The organism is Pseudomonas viridiflava (assembly GCF_900602065.1).
Lineage (GTDB): Bacteria > Pseudomonadota > Gammaproteobacteria > Pseudomonadales > Pseudomonadaceae > Aquipseudomonas.
In genome coordinates this window covers 198,540-225,396 of record NZ_UWFN01000347.1, presented here as the reverse complement: position 1 = coordinate 225,396, position 26,857 = coordinate 198,540, and the positions used below count along the sequence as shown (strand labels likewise).

Annotated in this window: 22 protein-coding genes; 9 read left to right on the top strand and 13 right to left on the bottom strand. The window is 57.2% G+C overall.

Features of this window, described 5'->3' with window-relative positions; all coding sequences use genetic code 11:
• Window positions 1-9: 9 nt before the first annotated feature.
• Window positions 10-1,158 carry an acetylornithine deacetylase gene (gene argE / locus EE949_RS26735; protein WP_122667041.1) on the top strand — a complete coding sequence of 383 codons (1,149 nt, stop codon included), beginning with the start codon at window positions 10-12 and terminating at the stop codon, window positions 1,156-1,158.
• Between the two features lie 125 nt (window positions 1,159-1,283).
• Window positions 1,284-2,588, top strand: a complete 1,305-nt coding sequence (gene argA / locus EE949_RS26730) for an amino-acid N-acetyltransferase (protein ID WP_122667040.1) — start codon at window positions 1,284-1,286, stop codon at window positions 2,586-2,588.
• Between the two features lie 163 nt (window positions 2,589-2,751).
• Here the strand turns inward: argA and gshA are convergent, their stop codons facing one another.
• The 3 genes from gshA to EE949_RS26715 form a co-directional block, all read right to left on the bottom strand.
• Window positions 2,752-4,341, bottom strand: a complete 1,590-nt coding sequence (gshA, locus tag EE949_RS26725; RefSeq protein ID WP_122667039.1) for a glutamate--cysteine ligase — start codon at window positions 4,339-4,341, stop codon at window positions 2,752-2,754.
• A gap of 197 nt (window positions 4,342-4,538) precedes the next feature.
• Entirely contained in the window at window positions 4,539-4,922 is a 384-nt protein-coding gene (locus tag EE949_RS26720) for a PaaI family thioesterase (protein ID WP_122667038.1), read from the bottom strand.
• Window positions 4,922-7,249, bottom strand: a complete 2,328-nt coding sequence (locus EE949_RS26715; protein WP_122667037.1) for a Tex family protein — start codon at window positions 7,247-7,249, stop codon at window positions 4,922-4,924. The genes EE949_RS26720 and EE949_RS26715 overlap by 1 nt, the downstream gene beginning before the upstream one ends.
• A gap of 292 nt (window positions 7,250-7,541) precedes the next feature.
• Here EE949_RS26715 and ompR point away from each other — a divergent pair, with 292 nt between their 5' ends.
• Window positions 7,542-8,282 carry an osmolarity response regulator transcription factor OmpR gene (gene ompR, locus EE949_RS26710; protein WP_027902703.1) on the top strand — a complete coding sequence of 247 codons (741 nt, stop codon included), beginning with the start codon at window positions 7,542-7,544 and terminating at the stop codon, window positions 8,280-8,282.
• 166 nt (window positions 8,283-8,448) lie between these two features.
• Window positions 8,449-9,771: an ATP-binding protein gene (locus EE949_RS26705; protein ID WP_122667036.1), complete on the top strand. Its 1,323-nt coding sequence runs from the start codon at window positions 8,449-8,451 to the stop codon at window positions 9,769-9,771.
• A 270-nt stretch (window positions 9,772-10,041) separates the two neighbouring features.
• Here the strand turns inward: EE949_RS26705 and rimK are convergent, their stop codons facing one another.
• From rimK to EE949_RS26690, 3 genes are read right to left on the bottom strand one after another with little or no spacing between them, the layout of a single operon-like run.
• Window positions 10,042-10,947 carry a 30S ribosomal protein S6--L-glutamate ligase gene (gene rimK, locus EE949_RS26700; protein WP_020293260.1) on the bottom strand — a complete coding sequence of 302 codons (906 nt, stop codon included), beginning with the start codon at window positions 10,945-10,947 and terminating at the stop codon, window positions 10,042-10,044.
• Complete coding sequence (locus tag EE949_RS26695; protein WP_176470003.1) at window positions 10,944-11,393, bottom strand: ATP-dependent zinc protease family protein; 450 nt, start codon at window positions 11,391-11,393, stop codon at window positions 10,944-10,946. Before EE949_RS26695 ends, rimK begins: the two co-directional genes overlap by 4 nt.
• A 49-nt stretch (window positions 11,394-11,442) precedes the next feature.
• Window positions 11,443-12,225 carry an EAL domain-containing protein gene (locus tag EE949_RS26690; protein WP_122667035.1) on the bottom strand — a complete coding sequence of 261 codons (783 nt, stop codon included), beginning with the start codon at window positions 12,223-12,225 and terminating at the stop codon, window positions 11,443-11,445.
• A 118-nt stretch (window positions 12,226-12,343) separates the two neighbouring features.
• Between EE949_RS26690 and EE949_RS26685 the strand changes: the two genes are divergently transcribed.
• Window positions 12,344-12,748, top strand: coding sequence for an RNA-binding S4 domain-containing protein (locus EE949_RS26685; RefSeq protein WP_122667034.1), 405 nt, complete (start codon window positions 12,344-12,346; stop codon window positions 12,746-12,748).
• 116 nt (window positions 12,749-12,864) lie between these two features.
• Here EE949_RS26685 and EE949_RS26680 read toward each other — a convergent pair whose 3' ends face one another.
• On the bottom strand, window positions 12,865-13,665 hold the full coding sequence (locus tag EE949_RS26680; RefSeq protein WP_122667033.1) for a phosphatase PAP2 family protein: 801 nt from the start codon (window positions 13,663-13,665) through the stop codon (window positions 12,865-12,867).
• Window positions 13,666-13,767: 102 nt separating this feature from the next.
• Between EE949_RS26680 and hslO the strand changes: the two genes are divergently transcribed.
• Both hslO and EE949_RS26670 read left to right on the top strand, forming a co-directional pair.
• Entirely contained in the window at window positions 13,768-14,661 is an 894-nt protein-coding gene (hslO, locus tag EE949_RS26675; protein ID WP_122667032.1) for an Hsp33 family molecular chaperone HslO, read from the top strand.
• Between the two features lie 178 nt (window positions 14,662-14,839).
• On the top strand, window positions 14,840-16,384 hold the full coding sequence (locus tag EE949_RS26670; RefSeq protein WP_122667031.1) for a phosphoenolpyruvate carboxykinase: 1,545 nt from the start codon (window positions 14,840-14,842) through the stop codon (window positions 16,382-16,384).
• 387 nt (window positions 16,385-16,771) lie between these two features.
• Here the strand turns inward: EE949_RS26670 and EE949_RS26665 are convergent, their stop codons facing one another.
• The gene (locus EE949_RS26665) at window positions 16,772-17,902 is read right to left on the bottom strand and encodes a hypothetical protein (protein ID WP_122667030.1); all 1,131 of its coding nucleotides are present in this window, start codon (window positions 17,900-17,902) and stop codon (window positions 16,772-16,774) included.
• Between the two features lie 447 nt (window positions 17,903-18,349).
• Window positions 18,350-19,171, bottom strand: a complete 822-nt coding sequence (locus EE949_RS26655) for a hypothetical protein (RefSeq protein WP_122667028.1) — start codon at window positions 19,169-19,171, stop codon at window positions 18,350-18,352.
• A gap of 184 nt (window positions 19,172-19,355) precedes the next feature.
• Here EE949_RS26655 and EE949_RS26650 point away from each other — a divergent pair, with 184 nt between their 5' ends.
• Window positions 19,356-21,293, top strand: coding sequence for a RecQ family ATP-dependent DNA helicase (locus tag EE949_RS26650; RefSeq protein ID WP_162873901.1), 1,938 nt, complete (start codon window positions 19,356-19,358; stop codon window positions 21,291-21,293).
• A gap of 89 nt (window positions 21,294-21,382) precedes the next feature.
• Window positions 21,383-21,814 carry an acyl-CoA thioesterase gene (locus EE949_RS26645; protein WP_122667026.1) on the top strand — a complete coding sequence of 144 codons (432 nt, stop codon included), beginning with the start codon at window positions 21,383-21,385 and terminating at the stop codon, window positions 21,812-21,814.
• A gap of 56 nt (window positions 21,815-21,870) precedes the next feature.
• Here the strand turns inward: EE949_RS26645 and EE949_RS26640 are convergent, their stop codons facing one another.
• The 4 genes from EE949_RS26640 to EE949_RS26625 form a co-directional block, all read right to left on the bottom strand.
• Window positions 21,871-22,332, bottom strand: a complete 462-nt coding sequence (locus tag EE949_RS26640; RefSeq protein WP_122667025.1) for a YMGG-like glycine zipper-containing protein — start codon at window positions 22,330-22,332, stop codon at window positions 21,871-21,873.
• Window positions 22,333-22,653: 321 nt separating this feature from the next.
• Complete coding sequence (locus tag EE949_RS26635; protein WP_122667024.1) at window positions 22,654-24,990, bottom strand: FdhF/YdeP family oxidoreductase; 2,337 nt, start codon at window positions 24,988-24,990, stop codon at window positions 22,654-22,656.
• Window positions 24,987-25,826, bottom strand: a complete 840-nt coding sequence (fdhD, locus tag EE949_RS26630) for a formate dehydrogenase accessory sulfurtransferase FdhD (protein WP_122667023.1) — start codon at window positions 25,824-25,826, stop codon at window positions 24,987-24,989. Before fdhD ends, EE949_RS26635 begins: the two co-directional genes overlap by 4 nt.
• Before the next feature lie 94 nt (window positions 25,827-25,920).
• A complete protein-coding gene (locus EE949_RS26625) occupies window positions 25,921-26,808 on the bottom strand; it encodes a LysR family transcriptional regulator (protein ID WP_122667022.1) in 888 nt (295 codons plus the stop codon).
• Between the last annotated feature and the right edge of the window lie 49 nt (window positions 26,809-26,857).

Below are 26,857 nucleotides of genomic sequence, written 5' to 3'. Positions count from 1 at the left end.
GAATCGCACATGCCCTTGCCGTCTATGAAAGATCAATTCGCCGCGTTGATTGCTGCGCCTTCGGTGAGCTGCACCCAGCCTTCACTGGATCAGTCCAACCGTGCGGTGATTGATTTGCTGGCCGGTTGGCTGGGCGATCTGGGTTTTGCCTGCGATATCCAGCAGGTTTCGCCGGGCAAGTTCAATCTGCTGGCTAGTTTCGGCAGTGGTCCTGGCGGGTTGGTGCTGGCCGGGCACAGCGATACGGTGCCATTCGATGAGGCCCTGTGGAAAACTGATCCGCTGAAGCTGACCGAAGTCGATAACCGCTGGGTCGGGCTGGGCAGTTGTGACATGAAGGGCTTCTTCGCATTGATTATCGAAGCCGTCCGGCCACTGTTGGATAAGCCGTTCAGGCAGCCGTTGTTGATTCTCGCTACCTGTGACGAAGAAAGCTCCATGGCTGGCGCTCGTGCGTTGGCTGAGGCGGGACGTCCCTTGGGGCGGGCCGCCGTGATCGGTGAGCCGACGGGCCTCCAGCCGATTCGTCTGCACAAAGGCGTGATGATGGAGCGCATCGATATTCTCGGACGCAGCGGTCATTCTTCTGACCCAAGCCTGGGACACAGCGCGCTGGAAGCGATGCACGATGCAATCAGCGAACTCAAGGGCCTGCGCACACAATGGCAGCTCGAATACCGCAATCCGCAGTTCAGTGTGCCAACGCCAACTCTGAACTTCGGTTGCATCCACGGTGGCGATAACCCCAACCGGATTTGCGGCCAGTGTTCCCTGGAGTTCGACCTGCGCCCGCTGCCGGGCATGGACCCCAGCGTGCTGCGCGCCGCGATCCGTCAGAAGCTGGAACCGCTGGCGGAACTGCATCAGGTCAAAATCGACTACGCGCCTTTGTTTCCCGAGGCGCCGCCATTCGAGCAGGCCGCCGATGCGGAACTGGTGCGGGTTGCCGAACGTCTTACCGGGCATCGCGCCGAAGCAGTAGCATTCGGTACCGAAGCCGCTTATTTTCAGCGTCTGGGATGCGAAACGCTGGTGTTGGGCCCTGGGGATATTGCCTGTGCGCACCAACCGGGCGAGTATCTTGAAATGTCACGTTTGCAGCCTACAGTGCGTCTGTTAAGCCAGTTGATTGAACATTATTGCCTGAACCCGCAATGAGTCGGGTCATGCCTGAGATAGAAATAAGGAGAGTGCGCGTGCAGCCATGCTTGTTCCGACGATAACCACCACACGGTTGTGAGTGTTTCTGTCTTTCGTCCTTTTATCAGCAGGCTCTTCAGGTTATGCACGAATACGTCAATTGGCTTCGCCACGCGTCTCCTTATATCAATGCCCACCGTGAACGCACCTTCGTCGTGATGTTGCCCGGTGATGGCGTTGAGCATCCGAACTTCGGCAATATCGTCCACGACTTGGTGCTGCTGCACAGTCTCGGCGTGCGTCTGGTGCTGGTTCACGGCTCGCGCCCGCAAATCGAAAGCCGCCTGGCTGCACGCGGCCTGACGCCTCAGTTCCACCGCAATTTGCGCGTCACCGATGCGGCAACCCTTGATTGTGTGATCGATGCTGTCGGCCACTTGCGCCTCGACATCGAAGCGCGTCTGTCCATGGACATGGCCGCTTCGCCGATGCAGGGGTCACGCCTGCGGGTGACCAGCGGCAATCTGGTCACTGCGCGGCCCATTGGCGTATGGGAAGGCGTGGATTACCAGCACACCGGCGAAGTCCGCCGGATCGACCGCAAGGGTATCAACCGCCTGCTGGATGAGCGCCATATCGTGCTGCTGTCGCCAATCGGCTATTCGCCAACCGGCGAGATTTTTAACATCGCTTGCGAAGACGTCGCCACCCGCACTGCTATCGATCTGGGTGCCGACAAGCTGCTGCTGTTCGGTGAAGAGCGCGGCTTGATGGACGAGCAGGGTCGGTTGGTGCGCGAGCTACGTCCGCAGCAAGTGCCTGCGCATATCCTGCGTCTGGGCAGCAATTACAACTATCAGGCTGAATTGCTGGATGCTGCTGCTGAAGCCTGTCGCGGTGGTGTGGGTCGTAGCCATATCGTCAGCTATGTCGAAGACGGCGCGCTGCTCACCGAGCTGTTCACCCGCGACGGTGGCGGTACGCTGGTTGCGCAGGAGCAATTCGAACTGGTCCGCGAAGCAGCTATTGAAGACGTCGGCGGTTTGATGGATCTGATTACGCCGCTGGAAGAGCAGGGCATTCTGGTGCGCCGCTCCCGCGAAGTTCTGGAGCGCGAGATCGAGCAGTTCAGTGTGGTTGAGCGCGAAGGGCTGATCATCGCCTGTGCGGCACTGTACCCGATAGCTGACTCGCAAGCAGGTGAGCTGGCATGTCTGGCGGTTAACCCTGAATATCGCCATGGCGGGCGTGGTGACGAGTTGCTTGAGCGCATTGAAACCCGTGCTCGGGAACTGGGTTTGAAGACTCTGTTCGTCCTCACCACGCGCACGGCGCACTGGTTCCGCGAGCGCGGTTTCGAGCCAAGCAGCGTAGACCGCCTGCCTGCTGCGCGTGCGTCACTCTATAACTTCCAGCGTAATTCGAAGATTTTCGAGAAGGCGTTGTAAAAGCTGGATTCTCGGCAAACACCGATGTTGTAGGAGTGAGCTTGCTCGCGATGGCGTCAGGTCAGACGATAATTTATCGAAAGATAAATCCAATCGCGAGCAAGCTCACTCCTACAGGTCATTGTTTGGTTTGCCGCGAATCTCAGGGGATAGTGCTTCTACCTCAGTTACTAATCCGCAAAATACTCGCCTGATATGCGCCGACGAAGGTGTCGAAATCCACCTGCTCTTCGGTTTGCTCCAGCTCTGCCTGTTCCGCAATCGAAGTGCTGGCCAGCGCTTCGAAGTGCGCCTGCTCTTCAGCGCTGAGCGGGTTGCTGCGGAAGTATTCGGCATGCGCGTGGCTTTGACGCAGTGAGAACGCGGTAAAGCCTTCGTTGTGCTGCTTCATGCTGGCCAGCACCTTCGCCGATGGGGTCAGTGACGCGTCATCAACCTTGGCTTGTTGCGCCGCGATGGATTTGACGTGTTCGTCAGTGCCTTGGGCCTGATCCAGTAACTGCGCGATTGGCTTGATCTTCTCCAGCAGCTCGGAGCCCCAGGCTTTCAGGTCAATGGTGCTGTCATTGCGATTGAGCTTGAGCCCTGGTCGACGGCCTTCCTTGACCACGGTCAGGAAGTTGGAGGCAGCATTGCCGCATTCGTTATTGGCCAGTTGCGGGCTTTCCTGCAAAGCGCAGTACAACACGAAGGCGTCGACGAAACGGGCTTGCTGCAGGTCGATGCCCGTTGGCAGGAACGGGTTGATGTCCAGGCAGCGAACTTCAACGTATTGCACACCTCGCGCCATCAAAGCCTGAATCGGGCGCTCACCCGAATAGGTCACGCGTTTGGGGCGGATATTAGAGTAGTACTCGTTTTCGATCTGCAACACGTTGGTGTTGAGCTGGACCCATTCGCCTTCGGCGTTATGCGTGCCTGCTTCAACATAGGGTGCGTACGGCGTTGCCACCGCTTTGCGCAGGCTGTCCGTGTAGCTGATCAGATCGTTATAGCAAGGCGTCAGGTCCGCCTGGGCATTGCTTTGATAACCCAGGTCGCTCATGCGCAGGCTGGTTGCATACGGCAGATACAACGTGTCTGCGTCGAACTGCTCAAGCTTGTGGGCGCGGCCACGCAGGAAACCAGCATCCAGCGCAGGTGATGCGCCAAACAGGTACATCAGCAGCCAGCTGTAGCGCCGGAAGTTACGGATCAGGCCGATGTAAGCATGGGATTGATAGTCGCGGGCATCGCCCTCGAAATCCTCGGTTTGCTTAAGCAATGGCCAGACAGTTTCCGGTAACGAAAAGTTGTAATGGATGCCCGCAATGCATTGCATGGTCTTGCCGTAACGCAGGGCCAGGCCTTTGCGATAGACGTACTTCAGCTTGCCGATATTCGAGGTGCCGTAATAGGCAATCGGAATATCTTTTTCATCTGGCAGCGGACACGGCATCGACGGGCTCCAGAGGAGCTCGTTACCCAGCTTGCTGTACGCAAAGCGGTGGATTTTATCCAGGCTGTCCAGAGTTTCGACCGGGTTGGCCAAGGCAGGAGTGATAAACTCCAGCAGTGACTCGGAATAGTCTGTGGTGATCTGCCCGTTGGTCAGTGCCGCGCCCAAGGCTTGCGGATGCGGCGTCTGCGCCAACTGGGCATCGCCGGTTACGCGCAGGCATTCGCGCTCAATACCGTGCAGGCACTGCTCCAGCAGGGAGAGATTAGTGCGCTCGCTAAGCAAAGCCAGGCGGCGGTTGAGAAGTTCGCTCAAGTTGGATTCCTTCACGCGTCAGTCGCCCCAATATGGGGGTGGATGTGACGGTGTACAAGGGTGAGGATTAACTGGCGATGTCGCCTGGTTTGGTTCTGCGACGCCATTATTCGTAGCTCATTCTGGCCACGGCGCGCATGGAAAATTCCGACGCTGATTCAATAGCGCCGAAATTACCTTAAATTGGCCTGTCTGTACTAGACGACAGCGAACGTGCCTTGTGCTTTGGCGACAAGTTTCTCGCCCTGAAGCACTTCTGCCTCAACCACCAGCGTGCGACGGCCAGCGTGCAACACCTTGGCGATGCACAGCACTTCGCCCTCAGACACGCCACGCATATAGTTGATTTTGCATTCGATGGTCACACTGCGCTGATCGAAGCCGTGGGAGCTGGAACAGGCCAGCCCCATCGCAATGTCGACGAGGCTGAAAATCGCCCCGCCGTGCATCACATTGCCGCGATTGCGCAGGTGGTCTTCCAGCGGCAATGCCACTTCGGCAACGCCCGCGTCCAGGCGGCGTAGCTGGCAGCCTATCGCACGGAAATACGCGCTTTCGGTATAGCCCGCCGGAATCTCCATCAGCGTTTCTTCAACTGTTTAGCGTTGGCGAACAGCGACGCCATGGCGTTGTTGGCCGGGGCTGCTGCTGTTGCGGTTTCCTTGCGCGGTGCGCTGCTTTGCTGCTGACGTGGGGCCGAGCCTGGACGCGAGCCGCGAGCGCCATCCACTTTCTCTCCCGGGGTATCGCTCATGCGCATCGACAAGCCAACGCGTTTGCGCGGGATGTCGACTTCCATGACTTTAACCTTTACCACATCACCGGCTTTGACCGCTTCACGCGGGTCCTTGATGAATTTCTCGGACAGCGCCGAGATATGCACCAGACCATCCTGATGCACGCCGATATCGACGAAGGCCCCGAAGTTTGTCACGTTGGTCACAACACCTTCGAGAATCATGCCAGGCTGCAAGTCTTTGAGGTCTTCGACGCCGTCCTGGAACTCGGCAGTCTTGAACTCTGGACGCGGATCGCGGCCTGGTTTCTCAAGCTCTTGCAGAATGTCGGTGACAGTTGGCAAACCGAAGGTTTCGTCGGTGTACTTTTTCGGGTCCAGACGCTTGAGGAAGCTGGCGTCGCCGATCAGCGAACGGATATCCCGGTCGGTTTCAGACGCGATGCGCTTCACCAACGGATAGGCTTCCGGGTGAACGGCCGACGAATCCAGCGGGTTGTCGCCGTTCATGACACGCAGGAAGCCGGCAGCCTGTTCGAAAGTCTTTTCGCCCAGGCGTGGGACTTTCTTCAGCGCCGCACGGGATTTGAATGCGCCGTTCTCATCGCGGTGCGCCACGATGTTCTGCGCCAATGTCGTGTTGAGTCCGGAAATCCGTGCCAACAACGCCACCGATGCCGTGTTCACGTCCACGCCTACGGCGTTCACGCAGTCTTCGACGACAGCGTCCAGGCCGCGCGCCAGCTTGAGCTGGGAGACGTCGTGCTGGTATTGGCCGACACCGATGGACTTCGGGTCAATCTTCACCAGTTCAGCCAGTGGGTCTTGCAGACGACGGGCGATAGACACCGCACCGCGGATCGACACGTCCAGATCCGGGAATTCTTTGGCTGCCAGTTCGGATGCGGAGTAAACCGATGCGCCCGCTTCGGAGACCATGACCTTGGTCATTTTCAGACCTGGGTATTTTTTGATCAGTTCGGCGGCCAGCTTGTCGGTTTCGCGGCTGGCGGTACCGTTGCCGATGGCGATCAGGTCTACCGCGTGCTTGGCGCAAAGCGCGGCCAGCACAGCGATGGTTTGATCCCACTGATTTTTCGGAACGTGCGGGTAAACCGTAGCGTAATCCAGCAGCTTGCCGGTCGAGTCGACCACCGCGACCTTGCAACCGGTGCGCAGGCCCGGGTCCAGGCCCAGCGTGGCGCGCGGGCCAGCCGGTGCTGCGAGCAGCAGGTCATGCAGGTTATGGGCAAAAACGTTGATTGCTTCGGTTTCCGCGCCATCGCGCAGTTCACCCAGCAAGTCGGTTTCAAGATGACTGTAGAGCTTGACCTTCCAGGTCCAGCGCACCACTTCGGCCAGCCACTTGTCAGCCGGACGACTCTGGTTTTGCAGGCCAAAACGCTCGCCGATCATCAGCTCGCACGGGTGCATGGTGCCGGGCAGTTCTTCACCGACTTTCAGCGCCGAGCTGAGGAAGCCTTCGTTGCGACCACGGAAAATTGCCAGTGCGCGGTGGGACGGCATGCTTTTCAGCGGCTCGTCGTGTTCGAAATAATCGCGGAACTTGGCGCCTTCTTCTTCCTTGCCAGCCACCACGCGGGCGCTGATCACGGCTTCCTGTTTGAGGAAGCTGCGCAGTTTGTCCAGCAGGGTGGCGTCTTCGGCGAAGCGCTCCATGAGGATGTATTTGGCACCTTCCAGCGCGGCCTTCACGTCGGCAACGCCTTTTTCGGCGTCCACGAAGCGCGCCGCTTCGGTTTCAGGGCTCAATGTCGGGTCGTTGAACAGGCCGTCGGCCAGTTCGCCAAGGCCCGCTTCGAGAGCAATCTGGCCTTTGGTACGGCGCTTTTGCTTGTAAGGCAGGTACAAGTCTTCGAGGCGGGTCTTGGTGTCGGCAAGCTTGATGTCGCGGGCCAACTCCGGGGTCAGCTTGCCTTGCTCTTCAATGCTGGCAAGGATGCTGATGCGGCGCTCGTCGAGTTCGCGCAGGTAGCGCAGGCGCTCTTCAAGATGACGCAGTTGAGTGTCATCGAGGCTGCCGGTCACTTCTTTGCGGTAACGGGAAATGAAGGGAACGGTAGAACCTTCATCCAGTAGGGCGACGGCCGCTGCGACCTGTTGTGGGCGTACGCCAAGTTCTTCGGCGATGCGGCTGTTGATGCTGTCCATGAGACCACCTGGAGTTGTGAGCAAAATACCTGATTACAAAGTGGCCGCGAGCTGCGCTGACCGACTTTCGCAAGAATACTGTCGAACTGCCATGTTCAGGCGTTGCCTGACTTTGAGGGCGGCGCATTATACCCAGCGCAGCCCGATTAGGGGACGAGCCGACAAAAGCGCTGTTTTTGCTCAGCGAAAGCAAGGCTTGAGTGGCAGCCCCGGTAAAATCTGCTAACAATGCACACGGTGCGTATCACAGCAGCTACGCCATAATGCGCCCCGAGATCAAAGGAGCATCTGAATGAGCAGCACTGCACAAACTGCCGAAGGCGAAAAAATCCTTATTGTTGATGACGATCCGGGTTTGAGCAGCCTGTTAGAACGTTTTTTCACCAGCAAGGGTTATCGTGCCCGTGCTGTGGCCAACGTTGAGCAAATGGATCGCTTGCTGGCCCGCGAAGTTTTCAATCTTGTGGTGCTTGACCTGATGCTGCCAGGCGAAGACGGGCTTTCAGCCTGCCGTCGTTTGCGCGCTGCCAACAATCAAGTGCCCATTATCATGCTGACTGCCAAGGGCGATGAGCTGAGCCGAATCAAAGGCCTTGAGCTGGGGGCTGATGATTATCTGGCGAAACCATTCAACCCCGATGAGCTGATGGCGCGGGTCAAAGCCGTATTGCGTCGTCAGGCCGCTCCGGTACCGGGCGCACCGGGCAGCGAAGACGAGTCGGTCACCTTTGGTGATTACGAGTTGTCGCTGGCGACTCGCGAACTCAAGCGTGGTGATGAAGTACACATGCTCACCACTGGCGAGTTTGCTGTCCTCAAGGCGCTGGTGATGCATGCCCGCGAGCCGCTGACCCGTGACAAGCTGATGAATCTGGCCCGTGGCCGTGAATGGGATGCGCTGGAGCGCTCCATCGACGTGCAGATTTCCCGTCTGCGTCGCCTTATCGAGCCGGATCCTTCCAAGCCGCGTTATATCCAGACGGTCTGGGGTGTTGGTTATGTATTCGTTCCGGACGGGGCGGGTACTCGATAATCGAGCGCTTTTAGGAGCACATCCTGCCGCGTTGATGACCCGTCACGTCGATAGTCCCGAACAGGGCTATCGACGTTTTGGTTTTCGTTGATCCGGCGTCGGTTGTCGTTCGTGTTTCGCAAACCTGCGAGCCTGGCTCGCTCCTGCAAAGTGTACAGCTGCAAATATGAAAACCCCGCTCTGGTTCCCGCAAAGCTTTTTCTCTCGCACCTTATGGCTGGTGCTAATCGTCGTGCTGTTCTCGAAAGCGCTGACCCTGGTCTATCTGTTGATGAACGAGGATGTGCTGGTCGACAGGCAATACAGCCATGGTGTTGCGTTGACACTGCGCGCCTATTGGGCGGCCAACGAGAATGACCGGGAAGCGATTGCCGACGCGGCAGGTCTGATCCGCGTGGTGGGCGGCGGCGTTCCTGAAGGTGAGCAGCACTGGCCGTACAGTGAAATCTATCAGCGCCAGATGCAGGCGGAACTGGGCGATGACACTGAAGTTCGCTTGCGAGTGCATGCGCCGCCCGCGTTGTGGGTCCGGGCACCCAGTCTGGGCGATGGCTGGTTGAAAGTACCGTTGTACCCGCATCCATTGCGTGGCCAGAAAATCTGGAGCGTGCTGGGCTGGTTCCTTGCGATTGGTTTGTTATCCACAGCCTCGGCGTGGATCTTCGTCCGGCAACTCAATCAGCCTCTCAAACGTTTGGTGTTCGCTGCAAGACAGTTAGGGCAGGGGCGCAGCGTGCGCCTGCCGGTCAGTGATACTCCCAGCGAAATGACTGAGGTATATCGCGCCTTCAACCAGATGGCCGAGGACGTCGAACAGGCCGGGCAGGAGCGGGAGCTGATGCTCGCCGGCGTTTCCCATGACCTGCGAACGCCGTTGACCCGCTTGCGGCTGTCGCTGGAGTTGATGAAGGACGAAAACGAACTGACTGAAGGCATGGTCCGAGACATCGAAGACATGGATGCCATTCTTGATCAGTTCATGGCGTTTATTCGCGATGGCCGCGATGAAGAGATTGAAGAGGTCGACCTCAGCGAACTGGTGCGCGACGTCGTGGCGCCGTTCAACAATCCGGAGAACCCTGAAGAACAGATTCGCCTGTGCCTGGAGCCGATTCCACCGTTCCCGCTGCGACGCATTTCAATGAAGCGATTGCTGACCAACCTGATCGGCAACGCCATGCACCACGCAGGTAACGGCATTGAGGTTGCGGCTTACGTGTCCGGCGACACCAGTGCGCCTTATGTGGTGCTTAGTGTTCTGGACCGTGGCACCGGGATTGATCCGTCAGAGCTAGAGGTGATTTTCAACCCGTTCATTCGCGGTGATCGTGCCCGAAGTGGCAAAGGGACCGGGCTGGGATTGGCCATCGTCAAACGAATCGCGGCAATGCACGGCGGCAACGTCGAATTGCGCAACCGCTCGGGAGGCGGGCTGGAAGCGCGAGTGCGCTTGCCGTTGGGGCTGATGTTGCCGAGAGGGGCGGTTTAAGAGCCCCGCAACTATTGAACTGGGATTCTGCTTTGTGTGGGAGATTCTATGTTTGCTTGCAATCCCGTAGGACCGGCTTTAGCCGGGAGAGCGGTATTTCTGACGAAGAATATGTAGTGAATGTCCCGACGCCCTCCCGGCTAAAGCCGGTCCTACGGAATAGCGCGGTCTCTTGTGGGAGCGGTGCTTGCCCGCGATAAGGTTTCGGTGATCTAACTGGAAACCGCGGCGCCTACATCGCGGGCAAGCACCGCTCCCACAGGGTAGGGTTTAGCCTTTACCCTTCGTCCGCGTCATGTGCGGGCCGCTGTTCTTTTCCAGATACTCGATGATCATCCCGGCCACGTCCTTGCTGGTGGTCACTTCAATCCCTTCAAGGCCTGGTGAGGAGTTGACCTCCATCACCAGAGGCCCGTGGTTGGAGCGCAGGATGTCGACACCGGCGACGCTCAGGCCCATGACCTTGGCTGCGCGAATGGCGGTCATGCGCTCTTCGGGGGTGATCTTGATCAGGCTGGCGCTGCCACCACGGTGCAGGTTGGAGCGGAATTCGCCGGGTTTGGCCTGGCGCTTCATCGAAGCAATGACCTTGTCACCGACCACGAAGCAGCGGATATCCGCGCCACCCGCTTCCTTGATGTATTCCTGAACCATGATGTCCTGCTTGAGGCCCATGAAGGCCTCAATGACTGACTCAGCCGCTGTTGCCGTTTCGCACAGCACCACGCCGATACCCTGAGTGCCTTCCAGAACCTTGATCACCAGCGGTGCGCCGTTAACCATCTGGATCAGGTCAGGGATATCGTCCGGAGAGTGAGCAAAGCCTGTCACCGGCAAACCGATCCCGCGACGGGAAAGCAATTGCAGCGAGCGCAGCTTGTCACGCGAACGGGCGATAGCTACCGATTCGTTCAGCGGAAAAACACCCATCATTTCAAATTGACGCAACACCGCGCAGCCATAAAAAGTCACCGAGGCGCCAATACGCGGGATCACCGCGTCAAAGCCTTCCAGCGGTTTGCCGCGATAGTGAATCTGCGGCTTGTGGCTGGCGATGTTCATATAGGCGCGCAGGGTGTCGATCACCACCATCTCATGGCCACGTTCAATACCAGCTTCGACCAGACGACGGGTTGAATACAGACGCGGGTTACGCGAAAGCACAGCGATCTTCATGCAGCACCTGTGGCAGAGGTAGTCGAGACCGGAAAAACCGGTTTGTCCTGAACATAAGTAATGCCCGGATTGACGACCAGTTGGCCGTCGATCAAAGCGTTGGAGCCGAGCAGCAAGCGATAGCGCATTGCTTTGCGGCAGGCCAGCGTGAATTCCACCGGCCAGACGCGATCACCCAGAGCCAGGGTGGTGCGAATGACATAGCGGACCTGCGCATGGCCGTTGGAGCTTTTGATGGTTTTCATGGCGACCAGCAGCGCTTCGCAACGGCGATGGCGCAACTGGACCACAGTGCCCAGATGGGCATTGAAACGAACCCACTTCTGGCCATCGCGTTCGAAAGGCTCGATCTCGGTGGCGTGCAGGCTTGAGGTGCTTGCACCGGTATCGATTTTCGCCCGCAGGCCCGCTACCCCAAGGTCGGGCAGCGCCACCCACTCACGCAGGCCGATGACTGTCAGATGATCAAATGTTTTCAATGGGTTTCCGTACGTCTCACGCTATCTGCCAGGCCCCGGAATCAATCCGGGCCAATGCTTTGAATGCAGGTTTGGCGAACCAGAAGCCTTGCATCAGAAAAATTCCGCAGTCGGCGAGAAAGTCCCGCTCTTCGGCACATTCGATGCCTTCGGCGATGACTGTAACCCCTAACTCCGCACACATTGTGACAACCCCTCGAACGATAGCCTGACGCGGCCGGTCGCGGTGAATATCTCTGATTAATTGCATGTCGAGTTTTATCAGGTCCGGCTGAAAATCAGCCAGCAGCGTCAGGCCCGAGTAGCCAGCGCCAAAATCGTCAATGGCGGTCATGAAGCCGAATTGGCGGTATTCACGCAGAATATTGGTCAAATGGCGATTGTTATCGACGTGCTCACTTTCGATTGTTTCGAAGATCAGCCGATCCAGCGGAAAGTTGTGCTGACGAGCCGCCTCAAGCGTGCTGCGGATGCACAGCTCGGGTCGATAAACCGCATTGGGCAGGAAGTTGATTGAAAGGCGCTCTGTCATGTTCAGCGCAGCGGCTCCCGCAATGGCATGTGTGCGGCATAGCTGATCGAACCGATAGCGGTTTTTGTCCGTGACCTGGCTGAGCACAGACAGCGCACCTTCGCCATTGATGCCGCGCACCAGTGCCTCATGGGCGAAAATCGTGTTTTCTCGCAGGTCCACGATTGGCTGGTAGGCGAAAGCAAACGAAAAGTCGAGATCGGGGCTGTTTTTGCAGCCGTCGCATCCGCGTGCAGGTGAGGTCAATGACGTTGGGAACTCGGTCATTTCGCACTCCATGAGTAAAGGGTTTCGGGGATGCCAACGCTGCTGATTGTCGCAATCGCGTACTGCACGCCACGTGTGACGTAGTACAGTCTGACTACGACCTGATTGAGGAATTCATATGGCTCAGAAGTCAGACGAAGACGATAAAGTCCGTTTGGATAAATGGCTATGGGCAGCGCGTTTCTACAAAACGCGTGCCTTGGCAAAAACGGCAATTGAAAGCGGTAAGGTGCACTGTAGAGGCGAGCGTTGCAAGCCAGGTAAAGAGCCGCGCATTGGTGATCAGTTTCAGATCCGGACTGGCTTTGATGAGCGTACGGTTGTGGTTGAAGCACTGTCCATTGTTCGTCGTGGTGCTCCCGAAGCGCAGGCGCTTTACAGTGAGACCCCTGAGAGCGTTACCAAACGCGAAAATGAAGCCGCGCAACGCAAGGCCGGGAATCTGGGGGTTACCACAGACGGCAAGCCGACCAAGAAACAGCGCCGGCAGTTGTTTGATTTTCGTGGTGCGGTGCGCGATTGAGGTAAGGCCAGGCCAAACCCTGTGGGAGCGAACTCATTCGCGAAGGAGCCAACATATGCTGCGCCTGACATGCCGCCTTCCCGAATAAATTCGGTCCCACTGGATCAGGTGTTGTTTCAATACCCGCGCACCACACTCATACGGCTCACCACCGGCAACTTCTCGAACAGCGTGAAAATCGGCGCTGTAACCTTCAGCCAGAAATTGCTCATCACCGCAGCAAACGGCGTGTAATAGCCCCAGCCTAGCGCCAGCAGCGCAATCAGCACGCCGCCGATGTAATCGTCCTGGCCCCAATGCGCGCCCGCGACCAGGCGCGGCATCATGAACAGGAACGCCAGGCTCCAGATCACTACGCGCTGGGCAAGGGTGCGGCTGAACACCGACATGAACATCGCCCAGATCAACAGCACCGAGGCATGGTCACCGGGAAAGCTTTGGCTGGAGCGATCCTTGAGTTCCCAGGCTTTTTCCAGATGAGGGTACATTTCGCTCAAGCGAATCGCCCCATCAAGCACCATCGACGGGCTGTCATGTTGCAGGCTCGAATGATCCAGCCACTTGGAGAAGAGCGTACGAATAATCAGCAGCAACAGCAGAATCGACACAAAACCGAACAGTGCTGTGCGTACCTGGATGGCTTTGAACACCCAGTCGCCTTTGATCAGCAGGCACAGCAGGATCAGGCCGACCACAGCATCGAATGGCCGCATACTGGCAACCGTCCATATGGACCGCCACACTACGTTCTGCTCCAGGGGCTGGTTGAGCAGGTGAAATAACCTTTCATCAAACTGGTTGAGCAGGGCATGACCGGTTGGCCACATCCAGATTCCGAGCAGCCCCAGGGCGATTAAATTGCACAGCACGAGTCGGCTGATGTTCCACTTCGCTTGGAAGAGTGTGGGATAGCCCATAAAATGGCCCTCATTCACATGGCAGGTCTGCACCCCTAGGGCGCTAAACCGCGCTTTATAGCGACTTGTCATCAATTTGTCATCCATTCAGATACCTTCCCAATGACTGATATCGACTACACCCAGCGCTTCATTTTCGACGAGAGCGACGTTCGCGGTGAACTGGTCGCGCTTGAACGCAGCTATGCAGAAGTGCTGGCCAAGCACCCGTATCCGGAGCCTGTCGCGCAACTGCTGGGCGAGTTGCTGGCTGCGGCGGCCTTGCTGGTCGGCACGTTGAAATTCGACGGTTTGTTGATTCTCCAGGCGCGTTCGAGTGGAGCGGTGCCATTGCTGATGGTCGAATGCTCCAGCGAGCGCGAGCTGCGCGGCATTGCCCGTTACGATGAGTCGCTGATTACCCCCGGCGCCGGTCTGCAGGACCTGATGCCTGACGGCTCACTGGCCATGACCATTGATCCGCGCCAGGGCAAGCGCTATCAGGGCATTGTTGCCCTGGATGGCGTCGACCTTTCCGAAAGCCTGTCGAGCTATTTTGTGATGTCCGAGCAACTGGGCACACGCTTCTGGCTAAAGGCCGACGGGCATCGCGCACGTGGTTTGCTGCTGCAGCAACTGCCAGTGGCGCATCAACCCGATCCCGAAGAGCGCGATGCGACCTGGGAGCACGTCACCACGCTGGCCAGCACCCTGACCGCAGAGGAATTGCTGAGTCTGGACAACCAGACCGTCCTGCATCGTCTGTTTCACGAAGACCCCGTGAGAATGTTTGACGTTCAGCCGCTATGCTTCCGTTGCAGTTGCTCTCGGGAACGTTCAGCCAATGCGCTGGTCAGTCTTGGACTGGAAGATGCGCAGCAACTGGTTATCGAGCATAACGGTACGGTCGAGATCGACTGTCAATTCTGCAACCAACGCTATCTTTTCGATGCCACTGATATCGCCCAGCTGTTCGCTGGCGGTGGCGTCGATTCGCCATCTGATACGCGTCACTAATTACGCACGGATTACGCCTCACTACATGCTGTGGGCAGCGGTGAGGCAGTTCTGACGGGAGGCCTACCAATCTTGGGCTTTTCTGGCATAATCCGGCCCACTTTTCCGCTGTAGTAGTGGTTGTTTTTTTACTACAAAACCGTTTGGAGCACTCGGCCACTGGCCGACGGGGACCCTCATGACTCAAACCAATAACGCTGTGTACACCGATCTGAGCATCGACGACCTGGTCAAGCAAGCGCTTGCCCGCGGCGAAGGCGAACTTTCCGACACTGGCGCTCTGGTTGTGAGAACAGGCCATCGTACTGGCCGTTCGCCGGTCGATCGTTTCATCGTTGAAGAGCCTACTACTCAGGACGCAATCGCCTGGGGCCCGATCAACCGCAAGTTCCCGGCTGACAAATTCGATGCATTGTGGGATCGCGTTGAAGCATTCAACAACGCGCAAGAGCATTTCGTTTCACACGTACATGTAGGCGCTGCTGAAGACCACTACCTTGCGGTAAAGATGACCACTCAGACTGCCTGGCAGAACATGTTTGGTCGTTGCCTCTTCATCAACCCGGCTCAGTACAACCCGGCTGGCCGTCAAGAGTGGCAAGTGCTGAACGTTGCCAACTTTGAATGCGTTCCAGAGCGGGATGGTACCAACTCCGACGGTTGCGTGATCCTCAACTTCGCACAGAAGAAAGTACTGATCGCTGGTATGCGTTACGCCGGTGAGATGAAGAAAGCCATGTTCTCGGTGCAGAACTTCCTGTTGCCTGCTGCCGACGTGCTGCCAATGCACTGCGCGGCCAACATCGGCGAAGAGGGTGACGTCACCCTGTTCTTCGGTCTGTCCGGTACCGGTAAAACTACTCTGTCCGCTGATGAAAGCCGTTACCTGATCGGTGACGACGAGCACGGCTGGGGTGAAGGCGTTGTGTTCAACATCGAAGGCGGTTGCTATGCCAAGTGCATCGACCTGTCCGAGAAGAACGAGCCTGTCATCTGGAAAGCGATCAAGCACGGCGCTGTGCTGGAAAACGTCGTGATCGATGAGGCTACCAAGCACGCAGACTATGCCGACGTCAGCCTGACTCAGAACAGCCGCGCCGCTTACCCTCTGGAGCACGTTGCCAAGCGTTCCGAGAAAAACCTCGGTGGCGAGCCAAACGCTGTGATCTTCCTGACTTGCGACCTGACCGGCGTGCTGCCGCCAGTGTCGATCCTCAGCGAAGAGCAAGCGGCTTACCACTTCCTGTCGGGTTACACCGCACTGGTTGGCTCCACCGAAATGGGTTCGGGCAGCGGCATCAAGTCGACCTTCTCCACCTGCTTCGGCGCGCCGTTCTTCCCGCGTCCGGCTGGCGAATACGCAGAGCTGCTGATCAAGCGCATCCGCGGTTTCGGCTCCAAGGTCTATCTGGTTAACACCGGCTGGACCGGCGGTGGCTACGGCGTTGGCAAGCGCTTCAACATCCCGACCACTCGTGGTGTGATTGCAGCGATCCAGAGCGGCGCACTGATCGGTGCAGCCACCGAGCACCTGGACACCATCAACCTCGACGTGCCACTGGCTGTACCGGGCGTTGAAACCGAGCTGCTCAACCCACGCAACACCTGGGCTGACAAAGCGGCTTACGATGAGGCTGCCAAAGCACTGGCCGGCCTGTTCATCGAGAACTTCAAGAAGTTCGAAGTGAGCGATGCAATCAAGGCAGCGGGTCCGCAGTTGTAATTCGGACTGGTTGAAAAAGAACCGCCCTTCGGGGCGGTTTTTTTATGGGTTTGAAAGTGGGCGGCTCCCTTCCATTATCCAATTCGCAATGGTCCGGACTCAAACGGGATATACCGGTGGGAGCGAATTCATTCGCGAAGGGGGTTAGTCCTGAAAAATACGTGTGTCTGGCACACCGCTTTCGCGAATGAATTCGCTCCCACGGGGATCCGGCGCTGTCTGCTCAAGTGTGGAGTCATGGACGCCGCTGTAACTGCTGCTTGGAGGAGCGCCCACTTGAATGTTGATGCTTTCTGACAGTACTAATAGACGGTAAGGTGAGTTTGCAAAAAAAAACCGCCCAGAAGGGCGGTTTCAATTAATAATCTATCCAGACTCGTAACAAAACTACTGAATATCTTTATAAGCCTCATTACCTTTAACCAGCGATGCTGCCAAGCCCGGTTGTGGCGTAAATGTTTTACCTGTCAACGACGAAAAGTGTGTGCCCTTATCGCCGTGGCTCACATTGCGTTCATTTTTGTTTTGCTCGGTCAGGCCGGTGTAGGTGAACTTGCGCATCGCGGTAAAGGTCGCTTCACGCATGACAATGCTTTGATGCAGAGCACTGACCTTTGCAGGTGACAGGCCCAGTTTTTTGTTCAGCGGAGCCCCCCAACGGGTCAGGCATATCTCTGCGAAATGCCTGACCAACTGGCCTGCCTCGGTTAGCGAACCGGGGCCATCCGAGCCCTTGAGCGACGCGTTACCCACCAGTGTGGCGTGTCGGCCCGCCATTGGGAAAATGCTTACCTTGGTAGAAGGATCGGTCTTGGGAATAACACACGAAAAGCCTTTGGAGCGTTCGTCCCGAGCGAAAAAGCCGACGTATTCTTTAACGTTTTTTCCGAGAGCAACCTTCTCCAACTGGAAGTTCAGGGGGCCAGGCACCGGATCAACCGCGAAAATATTGACCGGAATATGACGTAGAGCCGGATCTCCCGCCATGGCATTTGCCAGCATGTGGCAGCTGACACCGCCACGGCTCCAGCCGACGAGATTGACTTGAGTCGGTATCAGCCCGCCTTTGCGGAAGATCTTGATGATCTTTTCCTGCAGATCTTGCGGTGTAACCTTGCGGTCGCCGTAGTCATAGTGGCGCCACAGCCAGGACGTTGGCTCTTGCAAATCCTGGATCGGCAGACCGGCGGCTTTCAACCGCTTGTACTCGGCTTCAGTCAGTTTGGTCCGCTTCCAGTCGGCCTTACCTTTGATGAGGTTGATCGCATGCTGTACATTTTCGTACCAACCCTTACCAAATGCAGTGCCGGTCCAGCCATAACCCTTGGGTTCAGTAAACAATTCATCTGCTTGTAAATTGCCACTGCCAGGCCCATCAATTACGACCCAGTCGGCGAACTCTCTATTGTTCATATTGCTGGCCAACGTTGCGATTAACTCACCATTCCAGTAGTTATTGTTCAACGTGTCATATTTAGTAGAACCTGTGCCGCAAAAGAAAATTGTAAATACACTCATGAGAAACCTCCGTGTTTTGATGAGTAAGGAGGAGACTAGATGAGTATTTTTAATTTGAGCTGAGGGTGTTGTTACTCGATGTTGTTAGTTGTTCTATGTCACTCAATATTTTGCTGACAAGTGAGGACTTGTAAAAAATCACATCAATTATGTGTTTTGAAACGCATGCCCCCCTGTACAGACTGTGTGAAAACTACTGCGCTCGGCAATACTGCGTTAAAAACAGGCGAAAAATGCTCATTTAGAACACCTAGACTCCGCTTTTTCGCCTGTTTTTGCCTTGTCTTGCCGTCGCTCGCTACGTTTTCACACAGTCTGTGTAGGAGCGAGCTTGCTCGCGATAGCGTCAAGTCACGGGACGATTTATCCACAGAAAAATCGAATCGCGAGCAAGCTCGTTCCTACAGGCCCGCCGTTACTGCAAGAAATGCGCTCATTTGTTGCACGCTAGCCCGCTTCAAACGTCCTGTTCGCCTCGCAATAGCGCTCCTGAGTCTGTTTGCTCTGTTCGTCCCGGTCTTTGGCGGCGCGTTTGGTCCATTCCAGGCAGGACTCCTTGAAAAATACGACTGCTGCGCGACGGCATTCGCGCTTTTCGACGCTGCCTTTGCTGAAGTTCATGCACACACTGCTGTTGTCGACGCGGTTATTGAGCACTCGAAAATCCGCGTGATAACGACTGCGACTGTCCACGGCGCGAAAGCTGACACTGGAGACACTGTACGCTCTTGTTGACCGTTCAGAGTGAGGGCGCGAGAGGTCTGATTTGAAGTCCGCCATGTAGCTGGATGACACCATGCCTTTGGCTGGCTCGCGCTCGGCAGGTCTCGGTACTTGGCCAAAGCGACAGTTGAGGACATTTTCGTCGATCACGTTGCCATTTTTCATGCATTCATCCAGCGGCTGGGCACTTGGTGGCGGCAATTCTCGTCTGATTACGTTAGGGCCAAGGTACGGTTCGGCTGCAGGTGCTGGAGCGAGTTGAGGCGGGGTTTCAATCAAGGCTTGCGCCGCTTCAGGCGCGGCGGGAGGTTGCTCGACTATTGTTCGGGGTGCGGCTGGAAGTGGCGTTGCACGAGGAAAAAGCAGGTAGGCACTTAATCCCGCTATGGCCAGCAGAATAAGCAGTGAAGAGTAGCCGCGGCCCTTGGTACGGTGGACAGCTCTGCGTTTACCCGGATGGGCTCCCAAGACGATATCGACCTTGCCGGGCGTCAGGCGCTCTATATGGGTAAGCCCATCGTCGCGTGGTGGGTCGCGGGATTCCATTCCTGTTCCTTTCGCCATGTTGAAGACACTGCGTGATGGGCGAGAGGTTAAACCGGGTAAATAGCCTTTTGCTAGTAGCCCTTGTCTGTATCCTTATTCATTTTTGTAGTGCTTTGGTTGTTTTCTGACCAGGCTGGCCGCGTTAAGGTCCTGCACCCGATCGCGGTCAATGGAGTGGCAGCTAATGTACGAACGTCTTGAGCAGGTTTTCGGTTACGCAGAGTTTCGTCCGGGGCAGGAGGCTGTCATCAGTGCGGTGTTGGCGGGGCGTTCAGCGGCGGCGATTTTTCCAACGGGGTCGGGCAAGTCACTGTGTTATCAATTGTCTGCGCTGATGCTTCCGCACCTGACATTGGTCGTCTCGCCATTGCTGGCGCTGATTCAGGACCAACTGGCGTTTTTGCAGCGGCACGGTATTTCGGCAGCCAGCATTGACTCAGTGCAGAGCCGTGATGATGTCGCGCAGGTCATGGCTCGGGCGCGCTCAGGTGAGCTGAAGATCCTGATGATTTCCGTGGAGCGGTTGAAGAATGAGCGCTTTCGTCACTTTATCGCGCAGGTGCCGATTTCGCTGCTGGTGGTGGACGAAGCGCATTGTATTTCAGAGTGGGGCCACAACTTCCGGCCCGATTATTTGAAGCTGCCGGACTACCAGCGCGAATTTCGCATCCCTCAAGCACTGCTGTTGACCGCGACGGCGACGCCTCAAGTGATTGCCGACATGCAGGCCAGGTTCGCCATTGAGCCGCAGGACGTGGTCACCACCGGTTTTTATCGTTCGAACCTGAATCTGTGTGTCGAACCCGTAACGGGGCGCGACAAACGGCGGCGTCTGGTGGAGTGGCTGGGTGCCAAACCCGATCAGCCGACCATCGTTTATGTGACCCTGCAGAAAACCGCCGAATACACTGCCGAGCATCTTGCGCAGAACGGTATCGCAGCCAGTGCTTATCATGCGGGCTTACCCAGTGATCAGCGCGAATCCATTCAGCAGCAGTTCATGAGTGGTCAACTCAACTGTATTGTGGCGACCATCGCGTTCGGCATGGGTATCGACAAGAGCGACATCCGCAATGTGGTGCATTTTGACCTGCCCAAATCCATCGAAAATTACAGCCAGGAAATTGGCCGTGCTGGCCGTGACGGGGCGGGATCGGATTGTCTTGTTCTTGCCAACCGGGACAGCCTTAATGTGCTGGAAAACTTTGTTTACGGTGATACGCCAGAGTTGTCTGGCATTCGCTACGTGCTTGAGGACTTGCTCGACGCAGGGCCGCAAGGTCAGTGGGAATTCTTGCTCGGGCCGCTGGCGGAGCAGAGCAATGTGCGGCAACTGCCTCTGAAAACCCTGTTGGTGCAGTTGGAGCTGCGAGGGATTATTGCGCCACGTTATGCGTACTTTGCTGAGTACCGCTTCAAGTTTCTGATCCAGCCGGATGCGCTGATTCAGCGTTTCGAAGGCGAGCGTCGGCAGTTTGTAGAAGCTTTGGTGGCGACGTCCACAAGGGCGCGAACCTGGGCGACGGTGGATTTCGATGCGATGTATCAGCAGTACCAGGCCGAGCGTGGGCGGGTGGTGACAGCGCTGGACTACTTTCAGGAGAAAGGCTGGATCGAACTGGAAAGCAAGCAGATGACTGAGGTCTACAGTCTGCTGGTCGCCGATTTTGATGCTCAGGCGCTTAGCGTCGAGCTGCATGAGTATTTCAGTGAGCATGAATCCTCAGAGGTCGAGCGTATTCACGCGATGCTTGATCTGTTTGCCAGTGAGCAGTGCTTAAGCCACCGGCTGGCAAAGTATTTTGGCGATCACAATGCCCCTCAGCGTTGTGGACATTGCTCGGTGTGTGCCGGGCAGGTTGCGCGGTTGCCGGAGCCTCCTGCGTTGGCACCGCTGCAAGCGCAGAGCTTCGAGCAATTATGCGATGAGTTCATCCGCAAGCATCAGGATTACAGAGACGAAACTCCGAGTTCTGATTGCCTGACACGCTTCCTGTGTGGCATCAGCGTGCCGTTATTCACCAAACTCAAAGCGCGGGGGATCCCGGGCTTTGGTCAGCTGGAGGATTATCCGTATGCGGCGGTGAGGGACTGGGTGCGGGCTAATATCCACTCTCAATAGTTGTAGGAGCTGCCGAAGGCTGCGAGCGCGGTGTGTCAGACAAACAGTCTTTAGCTCCTACAGATGTCAACTTACGACCAGAGAACTCCATGACCAACATAACCCCGCAGCGCACCGACTATCGCCACTTTCAGCCGATCACCACGCGTTGGCACGACAACGATATCTATGGTCACGTGAACAACGTGACTTACTACAGCTTTTTCGACAGCACCGTGAACACTTACCTGATCGAGCGCGGCGGGCTGGATATCCATGATGGGTCTGTAGTGGGCTTTGTGGTGAGTTCTTCGTGTGATTACTTCGCGTCGATTGCCTATCCCGATGTGATCGAGGTCGGCCTGCGGGTTGCGAAGCTTGGCAACAGCTCCGTGCAATACGAGCTGGCGGTGTTCAAAGTTGGCGAGGATGAGGCTTGTGCGGCGGGGCGCTTCGTTCACGTGTTTGTAGATCGGGGGTCCAATCTGCCGGTATCCATCCCTGACACGCTGCGCGAGGCGCTGCAGGTTTTAGTGGTCTGAAAACAACACTGGCCGCTTCATGGGCGGCCAGTGTGGAATGTCAGATCAAATACAGCTTAACGATGACGGTAGTGGTGTTTGTTCTTGCGATGGCCATGAGCGTGTCCGCGCGGACCACGGTCACCGCGATAGCGACGATTATCACGTTCGTCGGCGCGGCTTTCGTTGCCCATGTAGTTGCCCAGTGCGCCACCAGCACCACCGCCTGCGGCTGCTCCGACCAGGCTGCCTGTGTTACCGCCAACGCTGCGACCAATCACGTTACCGCCCGCAGCGCCCAGACCGCCGCCGATGGCTGCTTCTGTGCGGTTGCGACGGTCGGCACCGACGGCGGCACCACCTGCACCACCCAGGCCTGCGCCGATCGCTGCGCCTGTGCTGCCGCCAAGCTGTTGGCCGACAACCGAACCGAGTACCCCACCCAATGCACCGCCCACACCCGACTCAACCGTACCGCCTGCAGAGGCGAGACCACTGGCCAGAGTGAGTGACAACAACAGAATCGAGGAATACTTCATGCAATGAACCTCAAAGGGATGACGGCGCCGATCCTGAGGTTCTGCCGAGGTTGTGGCAACGCAAATCCGACGAGTAACACGACTGGTGCACAAATAGCTAAGTTACTGTTTTTGCTGAGGAACTTAAGTGGTTTTTGACAGTCTGAGCTTACTTGATCAAGGCCCGTTTCTCGCGAAACGGGCCTTTTTTGTTCGTTTGAAAAGGCTACTGTAGGAGCTGCCGCAGGCTGCGATTGCATCATCACTGACACAATGGGATTCGCAGCCTTCGGCAGCTCCTACAGAAGTAGTGTGTTCCTCTGGGATCAGGCTAAACCCTAATCAAACAATCCGTGCCGACTCAGCCGAACGTTCCAGTTTGATCGCCACAAACTTCGAGGTTGGCGTGCTGCTGCCATCGCCGACGCTTTCCAGCGGCACCAGCGGGTTGACCTCAGGGTAGTAAGCCGCGGCCTGCCCGGCTGGAATATCGAAGGCCAGCAGGGTGAAGTTCTTCACGCGACGCTCGCGGCCATCGCCCCAGATCGAAATCAGGTCGACCTTCTGACCTGGCTGGTAGCCCAGACGGACGATATCGGCTTCGTTGACGAACACCACGTCACGCTGACCTTTCACGCCGCGATAACGGTCGTCCAGGCCATAAATAGTGGTGTTGTACTGATCATGAGAGCGCATGGACTGCATGATCAGATCGGGTTCCTGACCCGTGGAGCGTACGCTGGCGTGTATCAGATCGAGCGGCAACATGTTGGGCTTGAAGTTGGCGCGTTCGGTCGCTGTGTTCCAGCGACGGGCACCCGCCGCATTGCCCAGATAGAAGCCACCTGGATGTTCAAGGCGCTGATTAAAGTCTTTGAAGCCAGGAATGGTGTCGGCGATCAACTCGCGGATGCGGTTGTAGTCTTCTACCAGCCACAGCCAGTCCACCGGCTGTTTGCCCAGTGTTGCGTTGGCGATGCCAGCGAGAATCGCAGGCTCTGAGCGCATGTGGCGAGACGACGGTTGCAGTTGGCCATTGGAGGCATGGACCATGCTGAAGGAGTCTTCCACGGTAACGGCTTGTGGGCCGTTGGCCTGGATGTCGATATCGGTACGACCGAAGCACGGCAGGATCAAAGCTTCTTTACCGTGGCTCAGGTGGCTGCGGTTGAGCTTGGTGCTGATCTGCACAGTCAGGTCGCAATTGCCGAGTGCTGCAACGGTACGGGCGCTGTCTGGTGTGGCCTGGGCAAAGTTGCCGCCGAGTGCGATGAAAACTTTGGCACGGCCTTCGGCCATGGCGTGGATGGCTTCAACCACGTTGTGACCGTTTTCACGCGGGACTTTGAACTGGAAGCGACGCTCCAGCGCATCAAGGAAGAACGCCGGTGGGCGCTCGTTGATGCCCATGGTGCGGTCGCCCTGCACGTTACTGTGGCCACGCACTGGGCACAGGCCCGCGCCCGGACGGCCAATGTTGCCGCGCAGCAGCATCAGGTTAGCGATTTCCTGAATGGTCGCCACCGAGTGGCGATGCTGGGTGATACCCATCGCCCAGCACATGATGACGTTCTTGCCCTTGAGGTACATGCGCGCGGATTTTTCGATATCCACCAGCGTCAGGCCAGACTGCTCGACGATCTTGTCCCATGGGGTGTCGTCGATAGTGGCCAGATAGTCGAGCACGCCTTGAGTGTGTTCGTTGAGGAACGCGTGGTCGAACACCGACGGCTCGTTGGCCGCTTGTGCATCGCGTTCCCATTGCAGCAGGAACTTGGCCATGCCGCGCAGCAGCGCCATGTCGCCACCCAGTGCCGGGCGGAAGTAGGCCGTGTTGGTCGGACGGTCACCGTTGGTGAGCATCTCGATCGGGTGCTGTGGATGCTGGAAGCGCTCAAGACCACGCTCTTTCAGCGGGTTGACGCACACTACCTGAGCGCCACGTTGAACGGCTTCACGCAGCGGTTCGAGCATGCGCGGGTGGTTGGTGCCAGGGTTCTGACCCCAGACGAAAATCGCATCGGCGTGCTCGAAGTCGTCGAAGGTCACGGTACCCTTGCCGACACCGACACTTTGCGACAGCGCAACGCCGCTGGCTTCGTGGCACATGTTTGAGCAGTCAGGGAAGTTGTTGGTGCCGTAGGCACGAACGAACAGTTGGTACAGATAAGCGGCTTCGTTACTGGCCCGGCCCGAGGTGTAGAACTCGGCCATGTTCGGGTTTGGCAACGCTTTAAGGTGTTTGGCGATCAGGGCGAAGGAATCGTCCCAGCTGATCGGCTTGTAGCGATCGGTTTCGGCGTCGTAAACCATTGGCTCGGTCAGGCGGCCTTGGTATTCGAGCCAGTAGTCGCTTTGTTCACGCAGGGCGCTGACGCTGTAGCGGGCGAAGAATGAAGGGTCTACGCGACGCTTGGTCGCTTCCCAGTTCACTGCCTTGGCGCCGTTTTCGCAGAATTTGACCATGCCGCTTTCCGGCGAATCACCCCATGCGCAGCCCGGGCAGTCAAAGCCGCCGTTCTGGTTGGTCTTGAGCATCATGCGCAGGTTTTTCAGTGCGTTGTCGCTGGTCAACCAGGCATGAGTCACGCTGATCAGTGCGCCCCATCCGCCAGCTGCACCTTTGTAGGGCTTGTAGCGCGGGGTTGGTTTGAGGTCGGCTTCTTTATGCAGGCTCATGCTTGATTCTCCATCACGGGACTGTAAACCCGCGGCGCACTGTGTTGCGGCAGGTGAATTAGGTTCAGGTTATGACGACGTGCCCATTGCAAAGCCAGGCCGGTAGGCGAGGACAAGCTGACCAGCGTCTGGATACCCGCGCGCAGCACTTTCTGGATCAACTCCAGACTGCAACGGCTGGTGACGATGGCGAGGCCGCCGATTATTGGAATTTCCTGACGCACAAGGGCGCCGATCAGCTTATCCAGTGCGTTGTGTCGACCGATGTCTTCCCGGCCCAACAGCAATTGCCCCTGGTTATCCATGAAGACCGCAGCGTGTACCGCACCGCAATGACGCCCCAACGGCTGGAATTCACCAATGCGCTGACGCAAGCCTTCAAGCCACTCGATGGGCGGCAACGGCGCGCCCGGTAAAACGTTCAATTCAGGCAGCGCCTGTTCAACCGCTTCTACTCCGCACAAGCCGCAGCCGCTGGTGCCCGCCATCTGCCGGCGTTGTTGCTTCAGATCCCAGAACGCACGGCTGGCGATCTCGACTTCTGCCTGTTGAGCAGAACCGCAGCCGCTGAGCTTGATGTCATAGATCTCATCCGGTGAGGCAATGATGCCGCTGCCCAGACTGAAACCAACGACAAAGTCTTCAAGATCGGTAGGTGAAACCAGCATGACCGCCTGGCTGATGCCGTTGTAGGCAATAGCCAAGGCTACTTCTTCGGCAAGGTCGGCAGGCGCCGATACATCGCTTTCGAGGTTTGAGTAGCTGTAGGACTGGCTTGCGGCGGGCGCGGGCGATTGGTCTGCGGGCGCCGTACTGACCGTTCGCTTGGCGTGCATGGGAACGTACCGGCAGAGTGACATCTCACAAGACTAGGCCTCTTGTCGGATATCGTCTAATCGCTAGTTCCAATGCGCTGATAGATGACGTCGATCAATGTTTTTCGTTGAGTTTCTGATACAGCGCAAAACACGCTTCAGCCAACACGGACCGGGGCGCACCGCGTCGCATGATCATGCCCAGCCGCGCCATTGTGCGGGCATCGTCGATGGGTTGCAGACTCAGGTCTTCGGTGAGGTTTTCCAGTTCGCCTTCAAGCGGCATGATTGCGCAGCAGAAACCGCCGTGAACGGCCTGAAGTAACTGATGAACGGCATCGGTCTGCAGCAGCGGATTGAACTGCAGGCCGCGGCTGTGGAAGTTGTGATCGATGGACTGGCGGAAGTGCATACCGCTGGTCAACAGACCCAGAGGCAGCTCGATCAGGTCTGCCCAAGTAAGCGGCTGTTCGCCAAAGGTGAAGTGACGATGATCGTAAAGCAGCCCCATGCGGGTTTCTGCCAGGGTCAGGGAGTCGAAGCGTTCGCTGTCCAAATGCTCCATGTAGGAAACGCCCAGATCAATGCGGTTGCTCGCCAGTTGCTCCAGTATCTGTTCGGAACTGAGTGCCGACAGTTCGAAGCGCAGGTTGGGGTGGCTTTCGTGCAACAGCCTCAATAATGGCAGCGGGTCAAAGCTCGACAGCGGTACTACGCCCATGCGCAGGGTGCCGACAAGGTTGCCTCGGCACGCAGCCGCTTCGGCTTGCAAGCCGTCATACGCTGCCAATACCGTGCGGGCCCACGCCAGGACACGTTCGCCTGGGGCAGTAAAACCCTCAAATCGCTGTCCTCGAACGACCAGTGGCAGCTCAAGTTCTTCTTCCAGGTTGCGCAGGCGCATCGACAGGGTTGGCTGAGTGATGTTGCAACGTGCGGCGGCCTGGCCAAAATGCCTCGTTTCATCGAGGGCGATCAGGAATTTGAGTTGTTTGATGTCCATATTCGCTCCGTTAGGCACTGCAAGCGCGTGATTCTAGCCTGTTGAAGTG

What these genes read in the sequence shown, in the direction of transcription:
- hslO (WP_122667032.1), top strand. Translation starts at nt 13,768, where the DNA reads ATGACTGATATCGACTACACCCAGCGCTTCATTTTCGACGAGAGCGAC.
- EE949_RS26655 (WP_122667028.1), bottom strand. Translation starts at nt 19,171, where the DNA reads ATGGAATCCCGCGACCCACCACGCGACGATGGGCTTACCCATATAGAG.
- EE949_RS26625 (WP_122667022.1), bottom strand. Translation starts at nt 26,808, where the DNA reads ATGGACATCAAACAACTCAAATTCCTGATCGCCCTCGATGAAACGAGG.
- EE949_RS26650 (WP_162873901.1), top strand. Translation starts at nt 19,356, where the DNA reads ATGTACGAACGTCTTGAGCAGGTTTTCGGTTACGCAGAGTTTCGTCCG.
- argA (WP_122667040.1), top strand. Translation starts at nt 1,284, where the DNA reads ATGCACGAATACGTCAATTGGCTTCGCCACGCGTCTCCTTATATCAAT.
- EE949_RS26670 (WP_122667031.1), top strand. Translation starts at nt 14,840, where the DNA reads ATGACTCAAACCAATAACGCTGTGTACACCGATCTGAGCATCGACGAC.
- fdhD (WP_122667023.1), bottom strand. Translation starts at nt 25,826, where the DNA reads ATGCACGCCAAGCGAACGGTCAGTACGGCGCCCGCAGACCAATCGCCC.
- EE949_RS26715 (WP_122667037.1), bottom strand. Translation starts at nt 7,249, where the DNA reads ATGGACAGCATCAACAGCCGCATCGCCGAAGAACTTGGCGTACGCCCA.
- EE949_RS26640 (WP_122667025.1), bottom strand. Translation starts at nt 22,332, where the DNA reads ATGAAGTATTCCTCGATTCTGTTGTTGTCACTCACTCTGGCCAGTGGT.
- EE949_RS26690 (WP_122667035.1), bottom strand. Translation starts at nt 12,225, where the DNA reads ATGACCGAGTTCCCAACGTCATTGACCTCACCTGCACGCGGATGCGAC.
- EE949_RS26635 (WP_122667024.1), bottom strand. Translation starts at nt 24,990, where the DNA reads ATGAGCCTGCATAAAGAAGCCGACCTCAAACCAACCCCGCGCTACAAG.
- rimK (WP_020293260.1), bottom strand. Translation starts at nt 10,947, where the DNA reads ATGAAGATCGCTGTGCTTTCGCGTAACCCGCGTCTGTATTCAACCCGT.
- EE949_RS26685 (WP_122667034.1), top strand. Translation starts at nt 12,344, where the DNA reads ATGGCTCAGAAGTCAGACGAAGACGATAAAGTCCGTTTGGATAAATGG.
- EE949_RS26645 (WP_122667026.1), top strand. Translation starts at nt 21,383, where the DNA reads ATGACCAACATAACCCCGCAGCGCACCGACTATCGCCACTTTCAGCCG.
- EE949_RS26705 (WP_122667036.1), top strand. Translation starts at nt 8,449, where the DNA reads ATGAAAACCCCGCTCTGGTTCCCGCAAAGCTTTTTCTCTCGCACCTTA.
- EE949_RS26665 (WP_122667030.1), bottom strand. Translation starts at nt 17,902, where the DNA reads ATGAGTGTATTTACAATTTTCTTTTGCGGCACAGGTTCTACTAAATAT.
- ompR (WP_027902703.1), top strand. Translation starts at nt 7,542, where the DNA reads ATGAGCAGCACTGCACAAACTGCCGAAGGCGAAAAAATCCTTATTGTT.
- argE (WP_122667041.1), top strand. Translation starts at nt 10, where the DNA reads ATGCCCTTGCCGTCTATGAAAGATCAATTCGCCGCGTTGATTGCTGCG.
- EE949_RS26680 (WP_122667033.1), bottom strand. Translation starts at nt 13,665, where the DNA reads ATGGGCTATCCCACACTCTTCCAAGCGAAGTGGAACATCAGCCGACTC.
- EE949_RS26720 (WP_122667038.1), bottom strand. Translation starts at nt 4,922, where the DNA reads ATGGAGATTCCGGCGGGCTATACCGAAAGCGCGTATTTCCGTGCGATA.